Here is a 25,706-nt window from a genome sequence, read left to right as displayed (position 1 = left end):
AGCTCCTTCGTGTCACTTTGACGATGCCGATAGCGTCGATGTGACGCATCCCCCGGGTGGCCGGGTGTGCGAGCATGAAAAGGAACAGACAAGCGCTTGGCCCGGAATGAATCCGCGGCGCAGGCCGTTGAACCGTCGGCAAGCAGTCCGTACAACCCGGGAGAGAAGCAGATGTCCGTATCGGACGAGACCACCACCGTGAGCGACGGCATCCTCCTGTCCGACGCCGCCGCAGCCAAGGTCAAGGGCCTGCTGGAGCAGGAAGGCCGTGAGGACCTGGCACTGCGCGTCGCCGTCCAGCCCGGCGGCTGCTCGGGCCTGCGCTATCAGCTCTTCTTCGACGAGCGTTCGCTCGACGGCGACGTCGTCAAGGACTTCGACGGTGTCAAGGTCGTCACCGACCGGATGAGCGCCCCCTACCTGGGCGGTGCCTCCATCGACTTCGTCGACACCATCGAGAAGCAGGGCTTCACGATCGACAACCCGAACGCCACCGGTTCCTGCGCCTGCGGCGACTCGTTCAGCTGAGCGCCGCGAGGACAGACGTACGACGGCGGCCCCGGGATCACTCCCGGGGCCGCCGTCGTCTCCCCGTCGTACGTCTCCGTCAGCCGCGCGGCACCCTCGCGCCGGACTCGGCGTCGATCACCACGCGGTCACCCAACGGCGCGTCCAGCGTCACCGTCCGCTTCAGCTCCTTGGCGATCATGATGCAGGCGCCGCCCTTCTGCGACTCCTCCGCGATGGAGATCCGCACCTGACCGGCGCTCTCCTCGGCACTCGCCGTGTACGTGCTGCACACACCGCCCCAGAAGGTCACCTCCAGCGTCCGGCCGTCGGCCGCGTACGAGGTCGCCCTCCGGTCGCCCGAGGGCGTCGGCTCGGCCGGCTTCTCGACGAACTCCGGCGCCACCGCGATCTGCGTCACCGTGCTCTCCGGCCCGCCCGGCCCCTGGCGGACGCTGAACAGCCACGACGGTACGAGGGTCTGCCGACCGTCGACATAACGCAGCGCCAGCCCGAACACCGCGTCCTCGACCGTCTGCGTCACCGGCGCCCGCTTGCCGTTCGACGGCACGCACTGCGGGTCCGACGGCTTCGGCTCACCCTCCAGCGGTACGGGAGTGGCGCAGCCGCCGATGTCCCGGCCCCCGTCCCCCCTGGCCCTGCTCGCCTCGTTGAGCTGCTCCAACGCCTCACCGGCCCCGATCGCCGGATAGGTGTCACCCTTCTCCAGCGCCTTCAGCTGCCCGCTGCCCCCGGCCACCTCGCCGTCCGGCCCGATCTGCACCCCGGTCGACCAGCCGTACGTGGGCAGCCCGTCCACCTTCGGGTCGGCGTTCACCACGCGTACGTCACCCATGAGCTGGCCCGCGTTCAGTGCCGCGTCGTCCTGGCCCACGGCCTTGAGCACCGGCGCCGCGGCGGCCTTCGCGGCCTTCTCGCCCACCGGCTGCCCGTCCGCCTCCGGCGGGCTCTGGTTCGCGCACATCTTCCCCCGCTCGCAGGGCTCGGCGGGGGTGGTGCGGGCGAACGTCCAGGTGCCCGGGGCCTGCTTGGTGACCTGCAGGAGCGCACCCGGCCCGTCCTCGTCCCCGACCACCCAGGACGCGTCCACGGTCCGCGGGGTCCCCGGAATGCCCAGCGCCTTCGCCAGCCGGGTGACCTCCGCCGCGGCGACCGTGCCCGTGGCGCGGTGGACCGCTGCCTCGCCGGGGCCGTCGGGGAGCTGGCCCGCCGCCCGGTAGACCACGGGCGGACCGCCCGGGTCCGGTTCACCCGGAGCGATGCCCGGGGGCGGTGGACTCGGGTCGCCGGGCGTGGCCGGGGAGCCCTCCCCGGCGGCGTCCAGTGCCAGCACGGGGGCCGAGCCGCGGTCCCGGGCGGTGCTGTCCGCCCCACCGCCGTCGCCGGAGGCGGTGGAGGCCCAGTAGGCCCCGCCGCCCCCGGCCAGCAGCACCGCTGCCGCCACCGAGGCCACCGCGAGCGGCGGACGCCGCCGCCGGGGGCCGGTCACGTCGTTGTCGGGTCGCTCGGTGCTCACCGGATCGCTCCTTCGACTGCGTTGCCCTCGCGTTCACTACCGCGTGCCCCCGGACGGGGACACCGGTGGGACGGAGCGGAGGAGGATGCGGTTCCCGTGCCGAGGACGCGGTCCCCGGGCAACCGGGGGCTCAGTCCCCGTACTCGGACATCGCGTCGATCAGCCGCGCCGACGCGGGTGGCACCGTCACCCCGTGGATCAGCGACGGCTTCACCGGCACGGCGGCGGACTTCACGGGGGCGGCCCAGTGCGGTGCCATGCGCGCGCAGTCCCCGCGCAGCTCGGCCAGGCTCACTTCGGACTCTCGCGCTGCGGTGTGCTTCGACATATCCGCACCGTAACCACGGTCACGCTCAGGTAGAAAGACCTACTATCGGGTAGTTTTCCCTTTTCCCGCCCGGACAGCTCACCCGGTAGCGTGAACTGTCACGCCGTCCCGGAGGGCGCACCTCGGCCCTTCGCCTTCCGCAGGAGAAGCCTCCCCGTGCGTATTGCAGTCACCGGCTCCATCGCCACCGATCACCTCATGACCTTCCCCGGCCGCTTCGCCGACCAGCTGGTCGCGGATCAGCTGCACACGGTCTCCCTCTCCTTCCTGGTCGACAACCTCGATGTGCGCCGGGGCGGTGTCGCCGCCAACATCTGCTTCGGCATGGGCATGCTCGGCACCCGGCCGATCCTCGTGGGCGCCGCGGGCTCCGACTTCGACGAGTACCGCGCCTGGCTCGACCGGCACGGTGTCGAGACGGGTTCGGTCCGGATCTCCGAGGTCCTGCACACCGCCCGCTTCGTCTGCACCACCGACTCCGACCACAACCAGATCGGCTCCTTCTACACGGGCGCGATGAGCGAGGCCCGCCTCATCGAGCTGAAGAGCGTCGCGGACCGTGTGGGCGGCCTCGACCTGGTCTCGATCGGCGCGGACGACCCGGAGGCGATGCTCCGCCACACCGAGGAGTGCCGCTCCCGGAACATCCCGTTCGCCGCGGACTTCTCGCAGCAGATCGCGCGGATGGACGGCGACGAGATCCGCATCCTGCTGGACGGTGCCACGTACCTCTTCTCCAACGAGTACGAGAAGGGGCTCATCGAGTCCAAGACCGGCTGGACCGACGAGGAGATCCTCGCCCGGGTCGGCCACCGGGTCACCACGCTCGGCGCCCGCGGCGTGCGGATCGAGCGGGTCGGCGAGCCGGTCATCGAGGTCGGCTGCCCCGAGGAGGACACCAAGGCCGACCCGACCGGCGTCGGCGACGCCTTCCGGGCCGGGTTCCTCTCCGGTCTCGCCTGGGACGTCGGCCTGGAGCGCGCCGCCCAGGTCGGCTGCATGCTCGCCACCCTGGTCATCGAGACGGTCGGCACCCAGGAGTACACCCTGCGCCGCACCACCTTCATGGACCGCTTCACCAAGGCGTACGGCCATGAGGCGGCCGCCGAGGTCCAGCAGCACCTGAAGTAGCGCACCGGCCGGCACCTGAAGTAGCGCACCGGTCAGCACTGAAGCAGCGCACCGCCCGGCACCTGAAGCAGCGCACCGGTCAGCTGAGCCGGCGGACCACATAGGCCGAGCCACGGTCCGCCGGCTCCTCGCCCACGTACTCCTGCTCCCGCATCTCGCACCAGGCGGGGATGTCGAGCCGGGCCGCCTCGTCGTCGGCGAGCACCGTCACCGTGGCGCCCACCGGTACCTCCCCGATCACCTTTGCGAGCTCGATCACCGGGATCGGGCAGCGCCGGCCGAGCGCGTCGACCACCAGGGGCCGCGCCGACGTGGGGGAGGGGGGTGCGGAGACCGGGGCGCCGAGCCGCTCCCGGACCTCCGCGACCACCCCGGGCAGCACCTCCAGGAAGCGGTCCACATCCGGCGCCGCCGTGCCCGCCGGCAGCGACACCCGGACGTTCCCCTCCGACAGCACCCCCATCGCCTTCAGCACATGGCTCGGCTCCAGCGTGCTGCTCGTGCAGGACGAACCGGACGATACGGAGAAACCGTGCCGGTCCAGTTCATGGAGGAGGGTCTCCCCGTCGACATAGAGACAGGAGAAGGTGACCAGGTGCGGCAGCCGCCGCTCCGGATCGCCGACCACCTCCACATCGGGCACCCGCTCGGCCACCAGGCTCCGGATCCGGTCGACCAGGGCCCGCAGCCGCACCGCCTCCGCCGTCGCCTCGTCCCGTACCGCGCGCAGCGAGGCCGCGGCCGCCACGATCGCCGGCAGGTTCTCGAACCCCGGCGCCCGGCCGGACTCCCGCTCCCCGGCCGGGCCCTGCGGGGCGAACCGCACCCCCTTGCGCACCGCCAGCAGCCCCACCCCGGCCGGCCCGCCCCACTTGTGCGCGCTCGCCGTCAGCAGGGACCAGCCGCCCGCCACCGGCCCCCACCCCAGCGACTGGGCGGCGTCCACCAGCAGCGGAACCCCGGCTCCTGCGCAGACCGCGGCGACCTCGGCCACCGGCTGCTCGGTCCCCACCTCGTGGTTGGCCGACTGGAGACAGGCCAGCGCGGTGTCCGACCGGAGCGCTCCGGCGTACGCCGCCGGGTCCACCGCCCCCGACCGCCCCACCGGCACCTCGGTGAACGAGCCGCCCGCCGCCTCCTGGGCCGCCGCCGCATGGAGCACCGCGGAGTGCTCGACCGCCGAGAGGGCCAGATGGCGGCCGACACGCCGACGCCCCGAAAGAGCCCCGGCGATTCCCGCGTGCACGGCACTCGTCCCCGACGAGGTGAAGACCAGCTCGTCCGGACGGCAGCCCACGGCGTCCGCCGCCGCCTCCCGGGCGGCGTCCAGCAGCAGCCGGGCGCGGCGGCCCTCGCGGTACAGGCGGGCGGGATCGGCCCAGCCCTCGTCGAGCGCGGCAAGCAGCGCCTGGCGTGCGACGGGGTGCAGGGGGGCGGCGGAGGCGGCGTCGAAGTAGGGCACGCCGCCACGCTAGCCCGCACCGCCCGCCACCCGGCGCCCCGGCTGCCCGCCCGGCCGGGAGAGAGGGCGTCAGAAGGCTGCCGGAGGCCCGGATTCCACCCCTTCGGGCAGTCGGGCGGCGCGTTGGGCACCCTCCCCGCGCGACCCCAAATAGCGTCCAGTAGGGTTTGGTCCGCATAAACATCCAAACCCCTGCCCGCGACAGGGACGGCGACCGACCAGAGAGACGGGCGCGCCGACCGTGCGGGCGAGACTCTCGGGAAGGCGCTACGTGAGTCCCAACGGCTCCGACCGCTCGTCGCGGCGCCCGATGCGGCGGAAGCTGCCGCAGGTGCTGACTGCGGGCCTGGTCCTGGCGACGGCCTCCGGTTGTTCATACAACTGGGAGGATTTCCCCCGCCTCGGTATGCCCACCCCGGTGACGGAAGAGGCCCCTCGGATCCTCTCCCTCTGGCAAGGCTCGTGGGCGGCAGCGCTCGTCACGGGTGTCCTTGTCTGGGGGCTGATCCTCTGGAGCGTCTTCTTCCACCGGCGTAGCCGGACCAAGGTGGAGGTACCTCCGCAGACCAGGTACAACATGCCCATCGAGGCGTTGTACACAGTGGTTCCGCTCATCATCGTCTCGGTGCTCTTCTACTTCACCGCGCGTGATGAGTCGAAGCTCCTCGAGCTCTCCGACAAGCCCGCCCACACGGTCAACGTGGTCGGCTACCAGTGGAGCTGGGGCTTCAACTACATCGAGAAGGTGGACGGCCAGCCCGCTGCGGGCAGCGAGGTTCCCAAGGAGCTCGTGGCCATCCCGAACAAGTTCCAGGAGGACTTCCCGCAGGGCGCGGGCGGCGTCCACGACGCGGGCATCCCGGGAACCCGTAACCCGCAGAACGGCAACCCGGGCCCGACCCTGTGGCTGCCGAAGGGGGAGAAGGTCCGCTTCATCCTGACTTCGCGTGACGTCATCCACTCCTTCTGGGTGGTGCCGTTCCTCATGAAGCAGGACGTCATCCCGGGCCACACCAACGTCTTCGAGGTCACTCCCAACCGGGAGGGCACCTTCATGGGCAAGTGCGCCGAGCTCTGTGGCGTCGACCACTCCCGGATGCTCTTCAACGTCAAGGTCGTCTCCCCGGAGCGTTACCAGCAGCACCTCAAGGAGCTGGCTGAGAAGGGTCAGACGGGCTACGTGCCGGCAGGCATCGAGCAGACGGACCCGGCCAGGAATGCGGAGAAGAACCAACTGTGAGCATCCTCAACGAACCTCAGGGTGCTGCGCCGGCAGACGACTCGTACCAGGACGAGCTGCCGGTTCGGCGCAAGCAGCCGGGAAACGTCGTCATCAAGTGGCTGACCACCACCGACCACAAGACGATCGGCACGCTCTACCTGGTCACGTCGTTCGCGTTCTTCTGCATCGGCGGACTCATGGCGCTGTTCATGCGCGCCGAGCTGGCCCGTCCCGGCACGCAGATCATGTCGAACGAGCAGTTCAACCAGGCGTTCACGATGCACGGCACGATCATGTTGCTGATGTTCGCGACGCCGCTGTTCGCCGGGTTCGCCAACTGGATCATGCCGTTGCAGATCGGCGCGCCCGACGTGGCGTTCCCGCGGCTGAACATGTTCGCGTACTGGCTGTACCTCTTCGGCTCGCTCATCGCAGTGGCCGGCTTCCTCACCCCGCAGGGCGCAGCCGACTTCGGCTGGTTCGCCTACGCGCCGCTGAACGACGCGGTCCGCTCGCCGGGCATCGGCGCCGACATGTGGATCATGGGCCTGGCCTTCTCCGGCTTCGGCACGATCCTCGGCTCGGTCAACTTCATCACCACGATCATCTGCATGCGCGCCCCCGGCATGACGATGTTCCGCATGCCGATCTTCACCTGGAACGTCCTGCTGACCGGTGTCCTGGTCCTGCTGGCCTTCCCGGTCCTGGCCGCCGCGCTGTTCGCGCTGGAGGCGGACCGTAAATTCGGTGCGCACATCTTCGACTCCGCCAATGGCGGCGCACTGCTGTGGCAACACCTCTTCTGGTTCTTCGGACACCCAGAGGTGTACATCATCGCCCTGCCGTTCTTCGGCATCATTTCCGAGGTCATTCCGGTATTCAGCCGCAAGCCGATGTTCGGCTACATCGGCCTGATCGCCGCGACGATCGCCATCGCCGGTCTTTCGGTGACGGTGTGGGCGCACCACATGTATGTGACGGGCGGCGTGCTGTTGCCGTTCTTCTCGTTCATGACGTTCCTCATCGCGGTGCCGACAGGGGTGAAGTTCTTCAACTGGATCGGCACGATGTGGAAGGGGTCGTTGTCCTTCGAGACACCGATGCTCTGGGCCGTCGGCTTCCTGATCACCTTCACCTTCGGTGGTCTGACCGGCGTCATCCTGGCCTCGCCCCCGATGGACTTCCACGTCTCCGACTCGTACTTCGTCGTCGCGCACTTCCACTACGTCATCTTCGGCACCGTGGTCTTCGCCATGTTCTCCGGATTCCACTTCTGGTGGCCGAAGTTCACCGGCAAGATGCTGGACGAGCGGCTCGGGAAGATCACCTTCTGGACGCTGTTCGTGGGCTTCCACGGCACGTTCCTGGTTCAGCACTGGCTCGGTGCCGAGGGAATGCCGCGTCGCTACGCGGACTACCTCGCCGCCGACGGCTTCACCGCGCTGAACACGATCTCGACCATCGCGTCCTTCGTGCTCGGCCTGTCGATGCTGCCGTTCTTCTACAACGTCTGGAAGACCGCCAAGTACGGCAAGAAGATCGAGGTCGACGACCCCTGGGGTTACGGCCGTTCGCTGGAGTGGGCGACCTCCTGCCCGCCGCCGCGGCACAACTTCCTCACCCTGCCGCGGATCCGTTCCGAATCCCCGGCGTTCGACCTGCACCACCCGGAGATCGCGGCGCTCGAGCAGCTTGAGCACCACTCCGAGTCGGACAAGGCCCTCGCCGGCGGCAAGGAGGCAGGCAAGTGAAGATCCAGGGACAGATGTTCATCTGGCTGAGCGTCTTCATCCTCGGCATGGCCATCGTGTACGGCGTGTGGTCGAAGGAGCCGGTCGGCACCACGGCCCTCTTCCTGGCCTTCGGGCTCTCGGTCATGATCGGCTTCTACCTGGCCTTCACGGCCAAGCGGGTCGACGCCATGGCCCAGGACGACAAGGAGGCCGATGTCGCCGACGAGGCGGGCGAGCTGGGGTTCTTCTCCCCGCACAGCTGGCAGCCGCTCTCCCTGGCGATCGGTGGCGCCTTCGCCTTCATGGGCGTGGTCTTCGGCTGGTGGCTGATGTACTTCTCGGCTCCGCTGCTCCTGATCGGCCTCTTCGGCTGGGTCTTCGAGTACTACCGGGGTGAGAACCGCACCCAGTGACACCCTCCGGAGGGTGACACCGCACTACCCCACGAGGGGCCCGCGTCGCAGGAAGCGACACGGGCCCCTCGCTCGTTCGGAGTCATTGAACGCGCTGGATCGGATGAATCTTCTTACGTTGAGTTCATGAACCACACGCCGCGCATCCGCACCGTAGTGAGCTGCACTCTGCTGGTCGTGACCCTGGTTGCAGGTGCGACCGCCTGTGGCGAGCCCGACGGTCATCCGCTGTCGACCAAGCCGTACGACGCCGGGGACCAGGTCTCCTTCAACGGCCCCTCCAAGAGCGAGAAGGCCGACCCCGACAAGCCCCTGGAAGTCACCGTCAAGGGCGGTGACGGCCGCATCACCGACGTGAGCGCCGTGGACACGGGGGGCCGCCACCTGGCGGGCGAGCTCTCCGCCGACGGCAAGCGGTGGCGCTCCACCGCCCCGCTCGCCGCCGGCACCGGATACACCGTCAGGGTCTCCACCGAGAACGGGGACGGCGCTCCCGGCACCCGTACGCTCTCCTTCGACACCTCCTCGCCCAAGAAGTTGCTGAAGGTCGCCTTCGGCCCGCAGGCGGGCACCTACGGCGTCGGACAGCCCATCACGGCGGAACTCAGCGCTCCGGTCACCGACAAGGCCTCCCGCGCCACCGTCGAGCGCGCCCTGAAGGTCCGCTCCACCCCGGCCGTCACCGGTGCCTGGTACTGGGTCGACGACAAGAACCTGCACTACCGGCCCCAGGAGTACTGGCCCGCCGACGCCACCATCGAGGTCCGCTCCAACCTGAAGGGCATCAAGGTGACCAACGCCCTCTACGGGGCCGAGGCCAAGCCGTTGAAGATCACCACCGGCGACCGGGTCGAGGCCATCACCGACGCCTCCTCCCACACCATGACGGTCCTGCGCAACGGAGAAGTGATCAATACCATTCCGGTCACCACCGGCAAGCCCGGCTTCTCCACCCGCAACGGGGTCAAGGTGATCCTCGCCAAGGAGCAGTTCGTACGGATGCGCGGGGAGAGCATCGGCATCGCGGCCGGCTCCTCCGAGTCGTACGACCTGCCGGTCTACTGGGCCACCCGGGTGACCTGGAGCGGTGAGTACGTCCACGCCGCGCCCTGGTCCACCGGCTCCCAGGGCAACGCCAACGTCAGCCACGGCTGCACCGGGATGAGCACCGGCAACGCCGAGTGGTTCTTCGACACCGTGCGCCAGGGCGACATCGTCAAGGTCGTCGGCAGCGAGGGGGAGACCATGACCCCGTTCGACAACGGGTTCGGCGACTGGAACCTCTCCTGGGAGAAGTGGCAGAAGGGCAGCGCCCTCAACGAAGGGGTGCCGGACAGCCCCCAGACGCTCCAGGCCGCCCGGCTGCGGCCCCACGTCTGACCCCGCCACCGGGGAGCGCCCCGCCGCGCGGGGCGCTCATCATGGGGCCGCGGGGCCCGCTCAGGCCTGCACGGCGAGCCGGGCGCGCAGCAGCGCCGCCAGCGCGTCGGCGAACTCCACCGGGTCCACCGGCAGGGTCACCGCGGCCTCCGCACGGCTCCAGGTGGCCAGCCACGCGTCCTGCGGGCGGCCGATCAGCAGCAGGACCGGGGGGCAGTGGAAGATCTCGTCCTTGATCTGCCGGCAGACGCCCATACCGCCGATGGGAGCCGTCTCGCCGTCCAGCACGCAGACGTCGACGCCGCCACCGTCCAGCGCCGCCAGGACGGCCGGAAGCGTCGCGCACTCCAGGAACCGCACCGGCGGCACGTCGGCGGCGGGCCTGCGACCGGCCGCCAGCTTCACCTGCTCGCGGATGTTGGCGTCGTCGCTGTAGACCAGGACCGTGGCGGTCGCCTGCATTGTTCCTCCGTGACATCTGTGTCTTCGGGGCTCTCGGGGCATGAACCGATGCGCGGATCGTACTCCGCCCGACCGGCCGTCAACACCGGTGAGGACACCGATTCGATGGGCCGTCCGGGCAGGACACACGGGACTGACACACCGAACGGCACCCCCCGGAGTGAGGGCGGGATAAGCGACCGACATAATGTCGGTCGTGGCGACAGCAACGACAGTAGAAACCGGGCACGCGCACCCGTCGGTCAATCGGCCGAACCTCACCAGCGTCGGAACCATCATCTGGTTGAGTTCCGAGCTGATGTTCTTCGCGGCCCTCTTCGCGATGTACTTCACCCTGCGATCGGTGATGGGACCCGATTACTGGAAGGAGATGGCCGGTCATCTGAGCTTCCCGTTCTCGGCCACGAACACCACGATCCTGGTGCTCTCCTCACTCACCTGCCAGCTCGGCGTCTTCGCCGCCGAGCGGGGCGATGTGAAGAAGCTCCGCACCTGGTTCATCATCACCTTCGTGATGGGCGCGATCTTCATCGGCGGCCAGGTCCTGGAGTACACCGAGCTGGTCAAGGACGCGGGGCTGTCCCTGTCGTCCGACCCGTACGGCTCGGTGTTCTACCTGACCACCGGCTTCCACGGTCTGCACGTGACGGGCGGCCTCATCGCCTTCCTGCTGGTTCTCGGCAGGACGTACGCAGCCAAGAGGTTCACCCATGACCAGGCCACCGCAGCCATCGTCGTGTCCTACTACTGGCACTTCGTGGATGTGGTGTGGATCGGCCTGTTCGCAACGATCTACATGATCAAGTAACCGGGCTCGCACCCACCCACCATCGACGCAGAAGATCCTGACACCGGGGTAATCCGTGAAAAAGCTCTCCGCACGACGACGCCATCCGCTGGCGGCGGTCGTCGTACTACTCCTCGCGCTGGCGGCCACCGGGGGGCTGTACGCCGCGTTTGCGCCTGCGGGCAAGGCGCAGGCCGATGAAACCGCCCAGTCCCTCGCCATCGACGAGGGCAAGAAGCTCTACACCGTAGGCTGCGCCAGCTGCCACGGAACCGGCGGTCAGGGCACCACCGACGGGCCGTCCCTCGTGGGCGTGGGCTCCGCCGCCGTCGACTTCCAGGTCGGTACGGGCCGTATGCCCGCGCAGCAGCCGGGCGCCCAGGTACCGAAGAAGCCGGTCATCTACACCCAGGCGGAGATCGACCAGCTCGCGGCGTACGTCGCGTCGCTCGGCGCCGGTCCGATCACGCCGACCGACAAGCAGGTCGACCCGGCCGGCGCGGACGTCGCCAAGGGCGGGGAACTGTTCCGCAGCAACTGCGCCCAGTGCCACAACTTCACGGGCAAGGGCGGCGCCCTCACCAAGGGCAAGTACGCCCCGGACCTCGAAGGCGTGAGCCCGAAGCACATCTACGAGGCCATGCAGACCGGCCCGCAGAGCATGCCCTCCTTCCCCGACACGACGATGCCGGAGCAGGAGAAGAAGGACATCATCGCGTACATCCAGACCGTGAACGGTGAGGAGTCGGAGAGCCCCGGTGGCCTCGAACTCGGCGGTCTGGGTCCGGTCAGTGAAGGCCTGTTCGCCTGGATCTTCGGACTCGGCGCGCTCGTCGCCATCGCCGTCTGGGTCGCGGCCCACACCGCTAAGGCCAAGAAGTCATGAGTAGCCAACAGATTCCAGAAGACAACCTGCCCGTAGTGCAGGAGACCGCGCACGGCGCGGTGGAGCGTACGGACGACCCGTTCGCCGACCCGGGGCTGCCGGCCCACAAGCCGCGCATCCAGGACCTCGACGAACGCGCAGCGAACCGCTCCGAGCGGGCCGTCGCGTTCATGTTCGTCCTCTCGATGCTGTCGACGGTGGGCTTCATCGCCTCCTACGTCATCTTCCCGGTGGACAAGATCGTCTACATCTGGCCCTTCGGCCATGTGAGCGCGCTCAACTTCTCCCTGGGACTGACGCTCGGCTTCGCGCTCTTCTTCATCGGAGCGGGCGCCGTCCACTGGGCGCGCACCCTGATGTCCGATGTGGAGACCGCCGCCGAACGCCACCCGATCGAGGCGACCCCCGAGGTCAAGGCCCAGGTCCTCGCCGACTTCGCGGCCGGTGCCGAGGAGTCCGCGCTGGGCCGTCGCAAGCTCATCCGCACCACCCTCTTCGGCGCGCTGGCCCTGGTGCCGCTCTCCGGCGTGATGCTGCTGCGCGACCTCGGTCCGCTGCCGGAGAAGAAGCTCCGCACCACGATGTGGGCCAAGGGCAAGCTGCTCGTCAACATGAACACGATGGAGCCGCTGCGCCCCGAGCACGTCGCCGTGGGCTCGCTGACCTTCGCCATGCCCGAGAGCCTGGAGGAGGACGCGCACGACTTCCAGACGCAGATCGCCAAGGCGGCCCTGATGATCGTCCGCATCGAGCCGGACGACATCAAGGACGAGCGCCAGCGCGACTGGGCCCACGAGGGCATCGTCGCCTTCTCCAAGATCTGCACCCACGTCGGCTGCCCGATCAGCCTGTACGAGCAGCAGACACACCACGTGCTCTGCCCGTGCCACCAGTCCACCTTCGACCTCTCCGACGGCGCCCGCGTCATCTTCGGTCCGGCCGGCCACGCGCTCCCGCAGCTGCGGATCGGCGTGAACAGCGAGGGCAACCTCGAGGCGCTCGGTGACTTCGACGAGCCCGTCGGCCCTTCCTTCTGGGAGCGCGGATGAGTACTGCGACAACGAACCCGCCCGCCGACCAGGCGGGCCAGCGCAAGGCACCCGCGGGCGAGCGGGTCGCCGACTGGGCTGACGGCCGACTGGGCATCTACGGCCTGGCCAAGGCCAACATGCGCAAGATCTTCCCGGACCACTGGTCCTTCATGCTCGGTGAGGTCGCGCTCTACAGCTTCATCATCATCATCCTCACGGGTGTGTACCTGACGCTGTTCTTCCAGCCGAGCATGGGCGAGGTCGTCTACCACGGCCCGTACGAGCCCATGCAGGGCATCCGGATGTCGGAGGCGTACGCCTCCACCCTGAAGATCAGCTTCGAGGTCCGCGGCGGTCTGCTCGTGCGGCAGATCCACCACTGGGGCGCGCTGATCTTCCTGGCCGCCATGTTCGTGCACATGTGCCGCGTCTTCTTCACGGGCGCGTTCCGCAAGCCGCGCGAAATCAACTGGCTGTTCGGCTTCCTGCTCTTCGTGCTGGGCATGTTCACCGGCTTCACCGGCTACTCCCTCCCGGACGACCTGCTCTCCGGTACGGGTGTCCGCTTCACCCAGGGCGCGATCCTGTCCGTGCCGATCGTCGGTACGTACATCTCGATGTTCCTGTTCGGCGGCGAGTTCCCCGGCCACGACTTCGTGGCCCGGTTCTACTCGATCCACATCCTGCTGCTGCCGGGCATCATGCTCGGGCTGGTGGTGGCCCACCTGATCCTGGTCTTCTACCACAAGCACACGCAGTTCGCGGGTCCCGGCCGGACCAACAAGAACGTGGTCGGCATGCCGCTGCTGCCGGTCTACATGGCGAAGGCCGGAGGCTTCTTCTTCCTCGTCTTCGGCATCATCGCGATCATCTCGGCCATCGCCACGATCAACCCGATCTGGGCGCTCGGCCCGTACCGCCCGGACCAGGTGTCCACCGGCGCCCAGCCCGACTGGTACATGGGCTTCGCCGAGGGGCTGGTCCGTACGATGCCCGGCTGGGAGATCAACCTGTGGGGTCACACGCTCGCCCTGGGCGTGTTCATCCCACTGGTGCTCTTCGGCCTGGTGCTCACGCTGCCCGCGGTCTACCCGTTCATCGAGTCCTGGATCACCGGGGACAAGCGCGAGCACCACATCCTGGACCGCCCGCGCAACGCCCCGACCCGTACGGCTCTCGGCGTCGCCTGGATCACGGCGTACTTCATCGGCCTCGTCGGCGGTGGTAACGACCTGTGGGCCACGCACTTCCATCTGTCGCTGAACGCCATCTCCTGGTTCGTCCGGATCTTCTTCTTCGCCGGACCGGTCATCGCGTTCATCGTCACGAAGCGGATCTGCCTCGGCCTCCAGCGCCGCGACCGGGAGAAGGTGCTGCACGGCCGGGAGACCGGCATCATCAAGCGCCTGCCGCACGGTGAGTTCGTGGAGATCCACGAGCCGCTCTCCCCGGAGAAGCTGCACACGCTCACCGCGCACGAGCAGTACAAGCCGTTCGAACTCGGCCCCGAGGTCGACGAGAACGGTGTCAAGCGCAAGATCTCCCCGGTCAAGAAGCTGCGCGCGAAGCTCAGCAAGGGGTACTACGGCGACGACAACCAGATCGCCAAGCCCACCGCGGAGGAGTACAAGGAGATCACCGAGGGCCACGGCCACCACTGATCACCTGACCTGATCGCCACAGCAGGAGCCCCGTCCATCCGATGGACGGGGCTCTTCGCGGTCCCGGCGGCTGGATAGGGTGGAGCCGTCTCTTAACCGGCTGTGGACTCCCTGGAGCGGACCATGAACGTCTGGACCCCGAGCGGCGGCGACAGCGTGGCGGACCGTTCCTGGCCCGGCCTGCTGAACCCCCTGCTGCGCGGCGAGAACCTCTCCGCCGAGGAAACCGCCTGGGCGATGGACCGCATCATGAGCGGCGAGGCGACCGACGCGCAGATCGCCGGCTTCGCGGTCGCGCTGCGGGCCAAGGGCGAGACCGTCGAGGAGGTCACCGGCCTGGTGCGCGCGATGTACGCGCACGCCAACACCATCCACGTGCCGGGCCGCACCGTCGACATCGTCGGCACCGGCGGCGACCTCGCCAGGACGGTCAACATCTCGACCATGTCCGCGATCGTCATCGCCGGGACCGGCGCGAAGGTCGTCAAGCACGGCAACCGGGCCGCGTCCTCGGCGAGCGGCTCCTCCGACGTCCTGGAGAAGCTCGGCGTCAACCTGGAGCTGACCCCCCAGCGGGTGGTCGAGGTCGCCGAGGCGGCGGGCATCACCTTCTGCTTCGCCGTGAAGTTCCACCCCGCCCTGCGGTACGCCGCCAAGGCCCGCCGGGAGCTCGGCGCGCAGACCACGTTCAACATCCTGGGCCCCCTCACCAACCCCGCCCAGGTGCGCGCCCAGGCCGTCGGCGTCGCCGACGTCAGGATGGCGCCCATCGTCGCGGGCGTGCTCGCGGAGCGGGGCAACTCGGCGCTGGTCTTCCGCGGGGACGACGGGCTCGACGAGCTGACCACCACCGCCACCTCACGGGTCTGGGTGGTCCGCGAGGGCACGGTGCGCGAGGAGCCCTTCGACCCGCGCGACGTCGGGCTGCCGATCGTCCCCGTCGAGGCGCTGCGCGGCGCCGACGCCTCGTACAACGCGGATGTCGCCCGCCGCCTGCTGGACGGCGAGGGCGGCGCGGTACGCGAGGCGGTGCTGCTCAACTCGGCGGCGGCGCTGGTCGCGCTCGACCCGGGCCCGGGCACGCTGACCGAGCAGATCGCGGCGAAGATCGCGGTGGCGGCCGAGTCCATCGACTCCGGCGCCGCCAAGCGCGCCCTGGAGCGCTGGATCGCGGCCAGCAACGCCTGAACGAAGTTCCCGGCGTACGCAGTGTGACGCGGGGCGCAGTCCGGATGCCGGACTGCGCCCTTGCGCCTCCGCATACATATGGCAAGATGCTGCGCAGGTCATGAGTGACAGCGACTACGGCCCCGGCCCGCTGTCCGGCAACCCTCCGTCCGTGGCGGGGTGCCCCGGGTGAAGACCAGGCCGTAGGCAGCGAGGTCTGCGGCAAGCGCGGGCCCCTCGGCATCCAGCGGATGCCAGCCCCCGGGGTCCTGGTCCCTAGGGAGCCTCTTGTGAGCAAGCGAATGCGTTAGGGCCTTCCGGGCCCATGGGCCCGATCGCCCTTCCGCGCACCCTCTTTCCTTCTTCTCCTGCGCTGCCGCGTACCCGCCGGCGCCGGATTTCGCCTGCCTTCTACGGGAGTTCGCCATGTCTGTCTCCACCGCTGTCATCGACTCGTCGGTTTGTGCCCCTCTGCCCGTTCTGGGGCAGGATGTCACCGTTCCGCTCGTCACCGGCGGTGAAGTCACCTACGCCGCACTCGACTACGCCGCCAGTGCCCCGGCCCTCCAGCGGGTCTGGGACGATGTCGCCGCTTACGCCCCGTACTACGGCAGCGTCCACCGCGGTGCCGGATACCTCTCGCAGCTCTCCACCGACCTCTTCGAGAACAGTCGCCGCACGGTGGCGGAGTTCCTCGGCTGCCGCGCGGACGACCAGGTGGTCTTCACCCGCTCGACGACCGACTCCCTCAACCTGCTGGCCGCCGCGATCCCCGCCGACTGCCAGGTGTTCGTGTACGAGACCGAGCACCACGCCTCCCTGCTGCCCTGGCGCGACGCTCAGGTCTCCTACCTCGACGCGCCCCGCACCCCGGCCCGGGCCGTGGAATCCCTGGAGCGGGCGCTAGCCGGCCGCGACCCCTACGGTCCCGCCCTGGTCTGCGTCACCGGCGCCTCCAACGTGACCGGCGAGCTGTGGCCGGTCAAGGAGCTGGCCGCCGCCGCCCACGCGCACGGCGCCCGGATCGTCCTGGACGCCGCCCAGCTCGCCCCGCACCACCCCGTGGACATCGCCGAACTGGACGTCGACTGGGTCGCGTTCTCCGGCCACAAGCTGTACGCGCCCTTCGGCTCCGGGGTCCTCGCCGGCCGCGCCGACTGGCTCCAGGCGGCCGAGCCGTACCTCGCCGGCGGCGGCGCGTCCCGCAAGGTCGCCCGGCGCGCCGACGGCGGCGTGGACGTCGACTGGCACACCACGGCCGCCCGCCACGAGGCCGGTTCGCCCAACGTGATCGGTGTCTACTCCATCGCCTCAGCCTGCCAGGCCCTCACCGAGGCGGGCTTCGACTCCCTGGTCGCCCGGGAGCAGGAGCTGGTGAGCCGGGTCCGCGCGGGGCTGGCCGAGGTACCCGAGGTCCAGGTGCTCTCGCTCTTCGGGGACGACGCGCCCCGGGTCGGCGTGATCTCCTTCGTGGTGCGCGGCTGGAACAGCTCGCATTTCGCCGCCGCCCTCTCCGCCGAGTACGGCATCGGCGTCCGCGACGGCCTCTTCTGCGCCCACCCGCTGGTGCGCACCCTCCTCGGCAGCGACCCGCAGGACCCGGGCGAGTGCGGCGCCCCGGAGGCCGAGCCGGGCGAGAGGTCCCTGAACGCCATCCGGGTCAGCTTCGGCGCCGGTACGCCGGACGAGCACATCGACCGCTTCCTGCGCGCGGTCACCGAGCTGGTCCAGGAGGGCGCCCAGTGGAAGTACCGCACCGAGGACGGCCGTTGCGTCCCGGACCGGGGCGAGGCCGCCCGGATCTGAAAACGACCCCAGGAAAACACCTCGGCCGGGGACGGGCGCGCCGCCCGTCCCCGGCCGAGGTGCTGTCCGGTTCCTACGCGTCGAGGCCGATGGCGAACGCCGCTTCCAGGTCGTGCTGGGAGTACGTGCGGAACGCCACGTGGGTGTCGGTGCCCTCGACACCGGGGATCTTGCTGATCCGGCCGGGGATGACATCGGCGAGGTCGTCGTGCTTGGCGACCCGGACCATGGCGATCAGGTCGTAGGTGCCGGTGACGGAGAAGACCTCGCTGACACTGTCCAGCGCGGCGATGGCCTCGGCGATCTCCGGAATCCGGTCCACGCTGGTCTTGATGAGCACGATCGCGGTGATCACGGCTGGCTGTCTCCCTCGGTGGCCGTGGCTGGAACCTTCACTCTAGTCCCACCCCGGTAGCGCCCCCAGGCGTACAGGAACCCCGCGGCGAACCCCGCCACGTGCGCCAGATACGCCACCCCCGGCCCGGCGTCCGCCGCCTGCGCGGCCGCCCACTGGAGCCCGAACCAGAAGACCAGCACGATCCAGGCGGGGAAGCGCAGCGGCAGGAAGAAGAGGAACGGGAACAGGCTGGTCACCCGGGCCCTGGGGAACAGGTACAGGAACGCGCCGAGCACCGCCGAGATCGCGCCGGAGGCGCCGACCAGCGTCTGCCCCGAGTCCGCGTGCACCGCCGCGTAGCAGACCAGCGCCACATAGCCGCACCCCACGTAGAAGAGGGCGAACTGCGCCCGGCCCATCCGCTCCTCGGCCATCGCCCCGAACACGTACAGGAAGAGCAGGTTGCCCAGCAGGTGCAGCCAGCTGCCGTGCAGGAACAGTGCGGTGAACGGGGTGAGCAGGGCGCGGGGCGAGCCCTCCCACAGCTCGGCCGGGATGACCCCCCACCGCTCGAAGTACCCGGCCTGCGCGGCGAGCAGCGCGTCCTGGCTCCCGTAGGAGGCGCCACCGAACCCCGAGAGCGGACCGATCAGGAAGATCACGCAGCACAGGGCGATCAGCCCGTACGTCACCGGCGCCCAGCCCGCCGTCCGCTCCCGGACCCTTCCGGCCGTGGCCCGCCGGTCGAACTGCCGCCCGTCGATCATGTACAGAGCATGACGTACCGGTGGAGAACCGGACGGGGCGCCTCGCCGTGCCGATGCCTATACGCGAGGCCGTAGGGTTACGCCAGGACTTCCGCAGTTCGACGGCGCACCGCGAGATCCTTGACGTAGGACAGGAAGCGACACGGCGGCGCGCCCGCCGCGCGCTCCGACGACGAAAGAGGACGCAACGATGACGACGGTTCCCCTGCCGACCGACGGGACCCGCTGGCGCTGCACCCTGTGCGGCAATCTCACGCGCTTCGACGTGACGCGGTCCTCCAAGGTCGTGGAGTACGTGCATCTCGACCTGGCCGGTGAGTCCGGTGTCGAGGAGCGGGAGGTGGTCAATGAGACCATCGAGTCGGTCCGCTGTCGCTGGTGCAACGCGGTGGACCAGATCGAACTGGTGGACAGGCCGGGTGCCCCCTCCTGAGGGAGCGCACCGACAGACATATCTATGGGGTGACGGACGGTGGATCAGCCGACCAGCGGCGCCGAACCGGCCGGTGCGGCCGACGGCGGTGCAGAGGCGCTCGACCGCCCGCTGCCCGAAGGCGTACGGCGGCGGGTCGTCGCGCTGGTCTCGGACGCCTTCGGCGGCCTGACCGTCGCCGAACTCCCCGCCCAGCTGCGGCAGTATGCCCGGTTCACCCCCACCCGGCGGGCCAAGTTCGCCGGGAACGCGATGGCCGCGGCCCTGGAGGGCGACCCCCTCTTCCGGCAGCGGATCGGTGAGCGGCTGAGCCAGACCCAGCCGGAGCTGGCCGGTGCGCTGGAGGCGGGTTCGCCGCCCGCGGCCGCCGACCCCGTCGATGTGGCCGCCGCCGCCTATGTGCTGCGCCCGACGGGCTGGGTCAAGCTGGTCGAGGCGGCCGGTGAGGAGGTCCAGCGCGCCGACGCGGAGCGGGTGGACGAGGAGACCCGGCGCGAACTGGTGCAGCTGCGCCAGGAGCTGGAGCGGGCGCGCGCCCACACCCGCGGCGAGACCGAGCGGCTGCGCGCCGAGCTGGACGCGGCCCGCAAGGAGTCCGAGTCGCTGCACCGCAAGCTCCGCTCCGCGCTGAGCGAGGTGAAGCGAGGCGAGGCCGCCCTGCGCCGCGGCGCCGCCGAGGCGGATGCCCAGCGGGCCGAGGCGGCCGCCCAGCTCTCCGCGGCCGAGAGCGAGTCGCGTCGGCTCAAGGGCAGGCTCGGCGAGGCCGAGGCGGCCCTGGAGGCGGGCCGCAAGGCCTCCCGTGAGGGGCGCTCGATGGAGGACATGCGGCTGCGGCTGCTGCTGGACACCGTGCTGGACGCGGCCTCCGGGCTCCGGCGCGAGCTGGCCCTGCCCCCGGTGACCACCCACCCCGCCGACACCGTCGACGCGGTGGAACCGGGCCGGATGTCGCCCAAGGACATTGCCGCCAGAGCCCTTTCGGACACCGATCCGGCGCTGCTCGACCAGTTGCTGGCCCTGCCGCAGGCGCATCTCATCGTGGACGGCTACAACGTCACCAAGACCGGCTATCCCCAGATGCCGCTGGAGAAGCAGCGGTTGCGGCTGCTGGGCGGCCTCTCGGTGCTCGCCGCCCAGACCGGAGCCGAGATGACCTGTGTCTTCGACGGGGCCGAACTGGCCGCTCCGGTGCTGCTCGCCCCACCGCGTGGGGTGCGGGTGCTGTTCAGCAAGGCGGGCGTCACCGCGGACGAGCTGATCCGTCAACTGGCCCGCGCGGAACCGCCGGGGCGGCCCGTGGTCGTCGTCTCCACCGACCGCGAGGTGGCGGACGGGGTGGCCAAGGCCGGGGCCCGGCCTGTCGCGTCCATCTTGCTCCTGAAGCGCCTTTCGCGCGTCTAGAAACAGATGTGCGACATGTGTGGCATGCCGGATTCCTGGGAACGTACCGTCAAGTCGCCGCTACACGTGGTGCGGTGAGAGTAAAGAAGTGCCTGGTGTGACAAGAAAAATCCTGTGAGGATTTGAACTGATCACAAGATGGTCACTAGGGTCAGCCTTCGAACCTTCGCACGGTTGATCACCCATTAGGGGTGACGGCGAAGGAACCGCCGAGTCCGTGAGAGCACGGAGCCGGGGATTCGTTCCCCCACAAGCCCGGTAGGCGGCTCTGAGGAAGAAGGAGCTCGCCTTCGTGGCGTCCCACCGTCGTCCCAAGCAGCCGAGCCGCAGCCGCGTGACCGTGCTCACCGCGACCGCCGCCGCGGCCGTGGCCCTGTCCTCCCAGGCCGCCCACGCCGACCCCAAGCCGAGCAAGAGCGAGGTCAAGGCGAAGGTCGACAAGCTCTACCACGAGGCCGAGGCGGCCACCGAGAAGTACAACGGGGCCAAGGAGCAGCAGGACAAGCTCAAGAAGCAGGTCGACGCGCTGCAGGACAAGGTCGCCCGCGGCCAGGACGAGCTCAACAGCCTGCGCGGCGAGCTGGGTTCGATCGCCACCGCGCAGTACCGCTCCGGCGGTATCGACCCCTCGGTCGCCCTCTTCCTCGCCTCGGACCCGGACAGCTTCCTCGACCAGGCCTCCGCGCTCGACCAGCTGACGGTCAAGCAGACGGAGTCGCTGCAGAAGATCCAGGCCAAGCAGCGCACCCTCGCCCAGCAGCGCCAGGAGGCCCAGGACAAGCTCGGCGACCTCGCCGACGTCCGCAAGGCGCTCGGCGAGAACAAGAAGAAGTACCAGGGCAAGCTGGCCGACGCCCAGCGGCTGCTCAACAGCCTGACCGCCACCGAGCGGGCGAAGATCCAGGAGGAGGAGAACCGCGCCAGCCGCGCCTCCAACGAGCGGGTCGAGCTCGGCAACGAGGCCCCCGCGTCCAACCGCGGCGCGGCCGCCCTCGCCGCCGCCGCCACCCAGCTCGGCAAGCCGTACGTCTCCGGCGGCTCGGGCCCCAACTCCTACGACTGCTCCGGGCTGACCCAGTGGGCCTTCGCCCAGGCCGGCGTCTCCATCACCCGGACCACGTACACCCAGCAGAACGACGGGGTGAAGATCGGCCGCAGCCAGCTCAAGCCGGGCGACCTGGTCTTCTTCAACGGCCTGTCGCACGTCGGCTTCTACGCCGGCAACAACCAGATCCTGCACGCCCCGAAGCCGGGCACCGTGGTCCGCTACGAGTCCATGGACTACATGGGCACCTTCCAGTTCGGCGTCCGCGTCTGACGCCACGGCGCGCCCGAACGAGGGAATCGCCGCACCCCACGCTGACGCCCTGCCCCGCCCGGAGACCGAGGTCACCGGCGGGGCAGCGGCGTATCCCGCCTCATCCGCCACCGGCGAGGTCTTTGGCCCGCGCGTAGTCGTCCGATTACTGTCTGGCTGCTGCGCGGCTCCCGCTCACCGGTCCGCCCGTCCCGGGCGGCAGGGACCGCGCGTAACCGCGTCAACTGCGTCAGCGGAAGGGAGTGCGGCTTCCTGTGGTGTCCCATCGCCGTCCCACACAGTCCGGCCTCAATCGGAGCGTCCGCGCCACGGTCGTCTCGGCGGCCGCCGCCACCGCGGCCGCGACCCTGACCGGGGCCCCGGCGAGCGCCGACCCGCAGGACACCCGGGAGAGCGCCAAGGCGGCCGTCGACCGGCTCTACGGCGAGGCCGAGCGGGCCACCGAGCTGTACAACGAGGCCGGTGAGCGCGTGGAGCGACTGCGCGGCCGGGCGGACCGGGCCCAGGACGCGGCGGCCCGCGGCCAGGAGTCCATCAACCGGATGCGCAACGCGCTCGGTGCGATGGCGGGCGCCCAGTACCGCACCGGTGCCATCGACCCGACGCTCGCCCTGCTGCTCTCCTCCGACCCGGACACCTACCTGGAGCGGGCCGCCGCCCTCGACCGGGCCGGCGCGCGCCAGGCGCTGACCCTGGACAAGCTCCGTCACGCCCAGCGCAAGGTCGCCCAGATCCGCGCCGAGGCCTCCCGCGCCCTCACCGAGCTGGAGCGGAACCGGGCCGCCGTCACCCGCCACAAACGTGCCGTCGAGGCCAGGCTCCGCCAGGCCCGGGAGCTGCTGAACTCGCTGCCGGCCAAGGACCGCGCCTCCTTCGACCGGGTCTCCCGCTCCGGCCGCGACGACGCCCCCGACCTCTCCGGCGTCGCCCCCGGTTCGGCCCGGGCGATGTCCGCCGTGGCCGCGGTCCGCCAAGCGCTCGGCAAGCCGTACGTGTGGGGCGCCAACGGGCCCTCCGGCTTCGACTGCTCCGGGCTCATGCAGTGGGCCTACGCCCAGGCCGGGGTGAGCCTGCCCCGCACCTCGCAGGCCCAGCGGTACGCGGGCCGCATGGTGCCCCTCTCCCAGGCCCGGCCCGGCGACCTGGTCGCCTACCGCGCGGACGCCAGCCACATCGGCATGTACGTGGGCAACGGCCAGGTCATCCACGCCCCCTACCCGGGCGCCCCGATCCGCTACGACCCCGTCGGCATGATGCCCGTCTCCTCGGTCACCCGGATCTGACCGTACGATCGGCAGGGTGGCCGTACGAGGACGTGGTGCGCGAGGCAGACGCCCTCGGCGGTGTCGGCGCGCGGCGGGCCTGGTGCTCGCCGCCCTGCTGACCGCCTCCGCCTGCGTGGCGCCCGCGGGCCATCGGGATGCCGCCACCTCCCTCACCGTCCGCGGGATCGACGCCACCCTGGAGCGCCGCGCCGCCGCCGTCCTCGCCCGGGACCCGGCGGGCTACCTCGACACCCTCGCCCCCGGTGCCGCGAAGCTGCGGGCCGCCCAGCGCACGGAGCTCGCCAACCTCGCCGACGTACCCCTGAAGTCGTGGACGTACGAGGTGAAGGGCACCCCTGAGCAGGACGGCGACCGGGCCACCGCCGAGGTCGAGCTGCGCTACCGGATCGCCGGGTACGACACCGCGCCGATCGCCACCCGCCGCGCCCTGGAGCTGACGCGGGAGGGCGAGCGGTGGTACGTCAGCGCCGACCGGCCCGCCAAGGGCGCCTCCGACCAGCTCTGGCACCAGGGAGAGGTGCAGGTCGTCCGGGGTGCCCGCAGCCTCGTCCTGGGCGTCGGACGGCCCGAGGAGGAGCTGCGCCAGGTCGCGGACACCGTGGACCTCGCCGTCCCGGCCGTATCGGACGCCTGGCCGCACCCCTGGGCCGGACGGGTGGTCGTCCTCGTCCCGGCCTCCGTGGAGTCCATGGCGGGGCTGCTGGGCTCGCCGGACACCAGCTACCGGGGGATCGCCGCCGTCACCACCGGCGAGGCCGGCGCCACCGGGAAGCGTCCGGCGCTCGCGGACCGGGTGATCGTCAACCCGCAGGCGTACGCCTCACTCGGCAGCATCGGCCAGCGGGTCGTCCTGACCCATGAGACGGCCCATGTCGCCACCCGGACCAGTACCTCCACGGCCACCCCGGTCTGGCTCTCCGAGGGGCTCGCCGACTGGGCCGCCTACCGGGGCGAGGACCGCACCCCCGACCTCATCGCGCCCGAGCTGGCGGGCGCGGTCCGCAAGGGTGACGTACCCGCCGAACTCCCCGACGACCAGGACTTCGGCTTCGACGGCGACCCCGCCAGGCTCGCCCGGGCCTACGAGAGCGCCTGGATGGCCTGCGAGCTCATCGCGGAGCGGTGGGGCAAGGAGAAGCTGACCGCCTTCTACACGGCCGTGGGGGCCCACCCCGGGCGGGACGGTGCGGTGGAGCGGGCGATGGGGTCGGTGCTCGGCACGACGCCCGAGGAGTTCACCGCCGACTGGCGCGACTACTTGAGCGACCGGCTCGGCTGACCCCCGCACGCCGGACGCGCCTCGGCGCTCTCCCCGGACCCGCGCCCCGGCACCGTCTCCCGCCACAGCCGGCGCGCGGCGATCAGCGAGGCCGCCACCAGCAGACCGTTCCGTACGAGAAGGAGCGTCACGCCCCACGCCTCGCTCGCCACCACCTGACCGAAGCCGACCGGGAACTCCAGCACCGTCACCCCGGCCGCGACCAGCACCAGCACGGCGGGCCGGACCATCCCCCCGCCCCGGAACGCCAGGCAGACCGCCGCGAGCCCGACCAGCCACACCACGTACTGCGGGCTGATCACCCGGCTCGTCGTGGTGAACAGCAGCACCGCGGTGAACGCGGCCTGCGCCGGGGTGTGGGCGGCGAACATACGGGCCCGCAGCCGCCACACCAGCAGCCAGCCCAGCGCCAGCACGGCGAGCCCCAGCGCCAGCCTGGAGGCCAGCTCCACGTGCGGGCCGAGGAACTCCATCGAGCCGTAGTGCAGCTCCACCCGCCCCGCCCAGCCGAAGTGCCGCGCGATGTGGAAGTACAGCGCCCCCAGCGACTCGATCTCGGTACCCCGGTCCCGCTGGAAGGCCAGGAACGCGAACGCCCCCGGCATCCACAGCGCGAAGCCCAGGGCGAGACCGGCCGCCGTCAGCGCCGCCGCCCCCCAGGCCACCCGGGTCGGCCTTCCCCGCGCCACCCCCACCAGCACCAGCGCCGGCCACACCTTCAGCAGCCCCCCGAACGCGGCCAGCGCTCCCAGCACCCGGGGACGGCGCACCCCCGCCAGCAGGGCCGCCACCGCGACCGCCGTCACCATCAGGTCGTAGCGGGCGTACACGGTCGGCCCCAGCAGCGGCACCCCCGCGATCCACCCCCAGGCACCCGCCGCCCTCATCCCCGGCCGCCGCCCCGCGTACAGCAGCAGCCTCAGCACCAGCGCGTCGCAGAACAGCACCAGCACGAAGAAGGCGCTCGCGTACTCCCAGAACGGCAGCAGGGCGGGGGAGAGGATCGCCAGCGCCGCGCCGGGCGGGTACTGCCAGGTGACGTCGTGCAGCGGGTAGGTGCCGGTGAGCAGCACCTCGTACCAGCCCCGGTAGATCACCGACACGTCCACCGTGACGTCGGGGCCCGGCACGGTGAGCACGTGGAACACACAGAGCAGCAGCGCGGCCCGGGTCAGCGCCCAGGCCGCGTACGGCAGCAGTCGTCCGCCGATGGGTGCCCGTCGTCCCGTCATCGCCGCCCTCATCGTCTCCGGCTGCTCCAGCCTGATCCGGCCCGCTCAAGACTGATTCAGCATGATTCAGACCGATCAGACCTTTTTCGGCCTGGTTCCGGCGGCCCATGATGCCGGGGGGTGAGGGCGTGGGCGGTGAA

The 25,706-nt window shown here is 70.4% G+C and carries 24 protein-coding genes and 1 riboswitch; of the genes, 17 read left to right on the top strand and 7 right to left on the bottom strand.

What is annotated here, in order from left to right; genetic code table 11:
- Positions 1-171 precede the first annotated feature (171 nt).
- On the top strand, positions 172-528 hold the full coding sequence (locus ACIQAK_RS01740; protein ID WP_003969624.1) for an iron-sulfur cluster assembly accessory protein: 357 nt from the start codon (positions 172-174) through the stop codon (positions 526-528).
- A 79-nt stretch (positions 529-607) separates the two neighbouring features.
- Here the strand turns inward: ACIQAK_RS01740 and ACIQAK_RS01735 are convergent, their stop codons facing one another.
- Positions 608-2,044, bottom strand: a complete 1,437-nt coding sequence (locus ACIQAK_RS01735; RefSeq protein WP_366388279.1) for a hypothetical protein — start codon at positions 2,042-2,044, stop codon at positions 608-610.
- A 130-nt stretch (positions 2,045-2,174) separates the two neighbouring features.
- Entirely contained in the window at positions 2,175-2,372 is a 198-nt protein-coding gene (locus ACIQAK_RS01730; RefSeq protein WP_366388280.1) for a hypothetical protein, read from the bottom strand.
- 156 nt (positions 2,373-2,528) lie between these two features.
- Here ACIQAK_RS01730 and ACIQAK_RS01725 point away from each other — a divergent pair, with 156 nt between their 5' ends.
- Positions 2,529-3,503 (top strand): carbohydrate kinase family protein, encoded by a 975-nt coding sequence (locus tag ACIQAK_RS01725; RefSeq protein ID WP_366388281.1) that lies wholly within the window; start codon positions 2,529-2,531, stop codon positions 3,501-3,503.
- Positions 3,504-3,582: 79 nt separating this feature from the next.
- Here the strand turns inward: ACIQAK_RS01725 and ACIQAK_RS01720 are convergent, their stop codons facing one another.
- Positions 3,583-4,965 (bottom strand): aminotransferase class V-fold PLP-dependent enzyme, encoded by a 1,383-nt coding sequence (locus tag ACIQAK_RS01720; RefSeq protein WP_366388282.1) that lies wholly within the window; start codon positions 4,963-4,965, stop codon positions 3,583-3,585.
- Positions 4,966-5,236: 271 nt separating this feature from the next.
- Between ACIQAK_RS01720 and coxB the strand changes: the two genes are divergently transcribed.
- From coxB to ACIQAK_RS01700, 4 genes are all read left to right on the top strand, one after another.
- Positions 5,237-6,205 (top strand): cytochrome c oxidase subunit II, encoded by a 969-nt coding sequence (gene coxB / locus ACIQAK_RS01715; protein ID WP_366388283.1) that lies wholly within the window; start codon positions 5,237-5,239, stop codon positions 6,203-6,205.
- Positions 6,202-7,938 carry a cytochrome c oxidase subunit I gene (ctaD, locus tag ACIQAK_RS01710; protein WP_366388284.1) on the top strand — a complete coding sequence of 579 codons (1,737 nt, stop codon included), beginning with the start codon at positions 6,202-6,204 and terminating at the stop codon, positions 7,936-7,938. The genes coxB and ctaD overlap by 4 nt, the downstream gene beginning before the upstream one ends.
- Positions 7,935-8,333 carry a cytochrome c oxidase subunit 4 gene (locus ACIQAK_RS01705; protein WP_366388285.1) on the top strand — a complete coding sequence of 133 codons (399 nt, stop codon included), beginning with the start codon at positions 7,935-7,937 and terminating at the stop codon, positions 8,331-8,333. The genes ctaD and ACIQAK_RS01705 overlap by 4 nt, the downstream gene beginning before the upstream one ends.
- 126 nt (positions 8,334-8,459) lie before the next feature.
- Entirely contained in the window at positions 8,460-9,713 is a 1,254-nt protein-coding gene (locus tag ACIQAK_RS01700) for an Ig-like domain-containing protein (protein ID WP_366388286.1), read from the top strand.
- Positions 9,714-9,773: 60 nt separating this feature from the next.
- On the opposite strand, the gene ACIQAK_RS01695 is transcribed toward ACIQAK_RS01700, so the two are convergent.
- On the bottom strand, positions 9,774-10,175 hold the full coding sequence (locus ACIQAK_RS01695; protein ID WP_366388287.1) for a hypothetical protein: 402 nt from the start codon (positions 10,173-10,175) through the stop codon (positions 9,774-9,776).
- 187 nt (positions 10,176-10,362) lie between these two features.
- Between ACIQAK_RS01695 and ACIQAK_RS01690 the strand changes: the two genes are divergently transcribed.
- The 6 genes from ACIQAK_RS01690 (at position 10,363) to ACIQAK_RS01665 (ending at position 17,513) form a co-directional block, all read left to right on the top strand.
- Positions 10,363-10,983 carry a heme-copper oxidase subunit III gene (locus ACIQAK_RS01690; protein WP_366388288.1) on the top strand — a complete coding sequence of 207 codons (621 nt, stop codon included), beginning with the start codon at positions 10,363-10,365 and terminating at the stop codon, positions 10,981-10,983.
- A 55-nt stretch (positions 10,984-11,038) separates the two neighbouring features.
- On the top strand, positions 11,039-11,848 hold the full coding sequence (locus ACIQAK_RS01685; RefSeq protein WP_366388289.1) for a c-type cytochrome: 810 nt from the start codon (positions 11,039-11,041) through the stop codon (positions 11,846-11,848).
- The gene (locus ACIQAK_RS01680; RefSeq protein ID WP_366388290.1) at positions 11,845-12,897 is read left to right on the top strand and encodes a Rieske 2Fe-2S domain-containing protein; all 1,053 of its coding nucleotides are present in this window, start codon (positions 11,845-11,847) and stop codon (positions 12,895-12,897) included. Before ACIQAK_RS01685 ends, ACIQAK_RS01680 begins: the two co-directional genes overlap by 4 nt.
- Positions 12,894-14,540, top strand: coding sequence for a cytochrome bc complex cytochrome b subunit (locus ACIQAK_RS01675; RefSeq protein ID WP_366388291.1), 1,647 nt, complete (start codon positions 12,894-12,896; stop codon positions 14,538-14,540). The genes ACIQAK_RS01680 and ACIQAK_RS01675 overlap by 4 nt, the downstream gene beginning before the upstream one ends.
- A gap of 123 nt (positions 14,541-14,663) precedes the next feature.
- Entirely contained in the window at positions 14,664-15,728 is a 1,065-nt protein-coding gene (trpD, locus tag ACIQAK_RS01670; protein WP_366388292.1) for an anthranilate phosphoribosyltransferase, read from the top strand.
- A 96-nt stretch (positions 15,729-15,824) separates the two neighbouring features.
- A riboswitch (SAM riboswitch) is annotated at positions 15,825-15,942 on the top strand.
- A gap of 191 nt (positions 15,943-16,133) precedes the next feature.
- On the top strand, positions 16,134-17,513 hold the full coding sequence (locus ACIQAK_RS01665; RefSeq protein WP_366388293.1) for an aminotransferase class V-fold PLP-dependent enzyme: 1,380 nt from the start codon (positions 16,134-16,136) through the stop codon (positions 17,511-17,513).
- Between the two features lie 73 nt (positions 17,514-17,586).
- Here the strand turns inward: ACIQAK_RS01665 and ACIQAK_RS01660 are convergent, their stop codons facing one another.
- A complete protein-coding gene (locus ACIQAK_RS01660; RefSeq protein WP_007451244.1) occupies positions 17,587-17,868 on the bottom strand; it encodes an Lrp/AsnC family transcriptional regulator in 282 nt (93 codons plus the stop codon).
- On the bottom strand, positions 17,865-18,617 hold the full coding sequence (locus ACIQAK_RS01655; protein ID WP_366388294.1) for a rhomboid family intramembrane serine protease: 753 nt from the start codon (positions 18,615-18,617) through the stop codon (positions 17,865-17,867). The genes ACIQAK_RS01660 and ACIQAK_RS01655 overlap by 4 nt, the downstream gene beginning before the upstream one ends.
- A 190-nt stretch (positions 18,618-18,807) precedes the next feature.
- Between ACIQAK_RS01655 and ACIQAK_RS01650 the strand changes: the two genes are divergently transcribed.
- The 5 genes from ACIQAK_RS01650 to ACIQAK_RS01630 all read left to right on the top strand — a co-directional run bounded on the left by ACIQAK_RS01650 (position 18,808) and on the right by ACIQAK_RS01630 (position 24,334).
- Positions 18,808-19,050: a hypothetical protein gene (locus ACIQAK_RS01650; RefSeq protein ID WP_366388295.1), complete on the top strand. Its 243-nt coding sequence runs from the start codon at positions 18,808-18,810 to the stop codon at positions 19,048-19,050.
- A gap of 39 nt (positions 19,051-19,089) precedes the next feature.
- Positions 19,090-20,451: an NYN domain-containing protein gene (locus ACIQAK_RS01645; protein WP_366388296.1), complete on the top strand. Its 1,362-nt coding sequence runs from the start codon at positions 19,090-19,092 to the stop codon at positions 20,449-20,451.
- Between the two features lie 292 nt (positions 20,452-20,743).
- A complete protein-coding gene (locus ACIQAK_RS01640; RefSeq protein WP_366388297.1) occupies positions 20,744-21,769 on the top strand; it encodes an NlpC/P60 family protein in 1,026 nt (341 codons plus the stop codon).
- Between the two features lie 254 nt (positions 21,770-22,023).
- A complete protein-coding gene (locus ACIQAK_RS01635) occupies positions 22,024-23,052 on the top strand; it encodes a C40 family peptidase (protein WP_366388298.1) in 1,029 nt (342 codons plus the stop codon).
- Positions 23,053-23,068: 16 nt separating this feature from the next.
- Positions 23,069-24,334, top strand: coding sequence for a hypothetical protein (locus tag ACIQAK_RS01630; RefSeq protein WP_366388299.1), 1,266 nt, complete (start codon positions 23,069-23,071; stop codon positions 24,332-24,334).
- Here the strand turns inward: ACIQAK_RS01630 and ACIQAK_RS01625 are convergent.
- Complete coding sequence (locus ACIQAK_RS01625; RefSeq protein WP_366388300.1) at positions 24,310-25,566, bottom strand: glycosyltransferase family 87 protein; 1,257 nt, start codon at positions 25,564-25,566, stop codon at positions 24,310-24,312. The genes ACIQAK_RS01630 and ACIQAK_RS01625 overlap by 25 nt on opposite strands.
- Positions 25,567-25,706 lie beyond the last annotated feature (140 nt).

This window comes from Streptomyces sp. NPDC088706, assembly GCF_044752765.1.
GTDB lineage: Bacteria > Actinomycetota > Actinomycetes > Streptomycetales > Streptomycetaceae > Streptomyces.
Note: the sequence above shows the minus strand (reverse complement) of the source record. Positions and strands in the feature narration are given on the sequence as shown.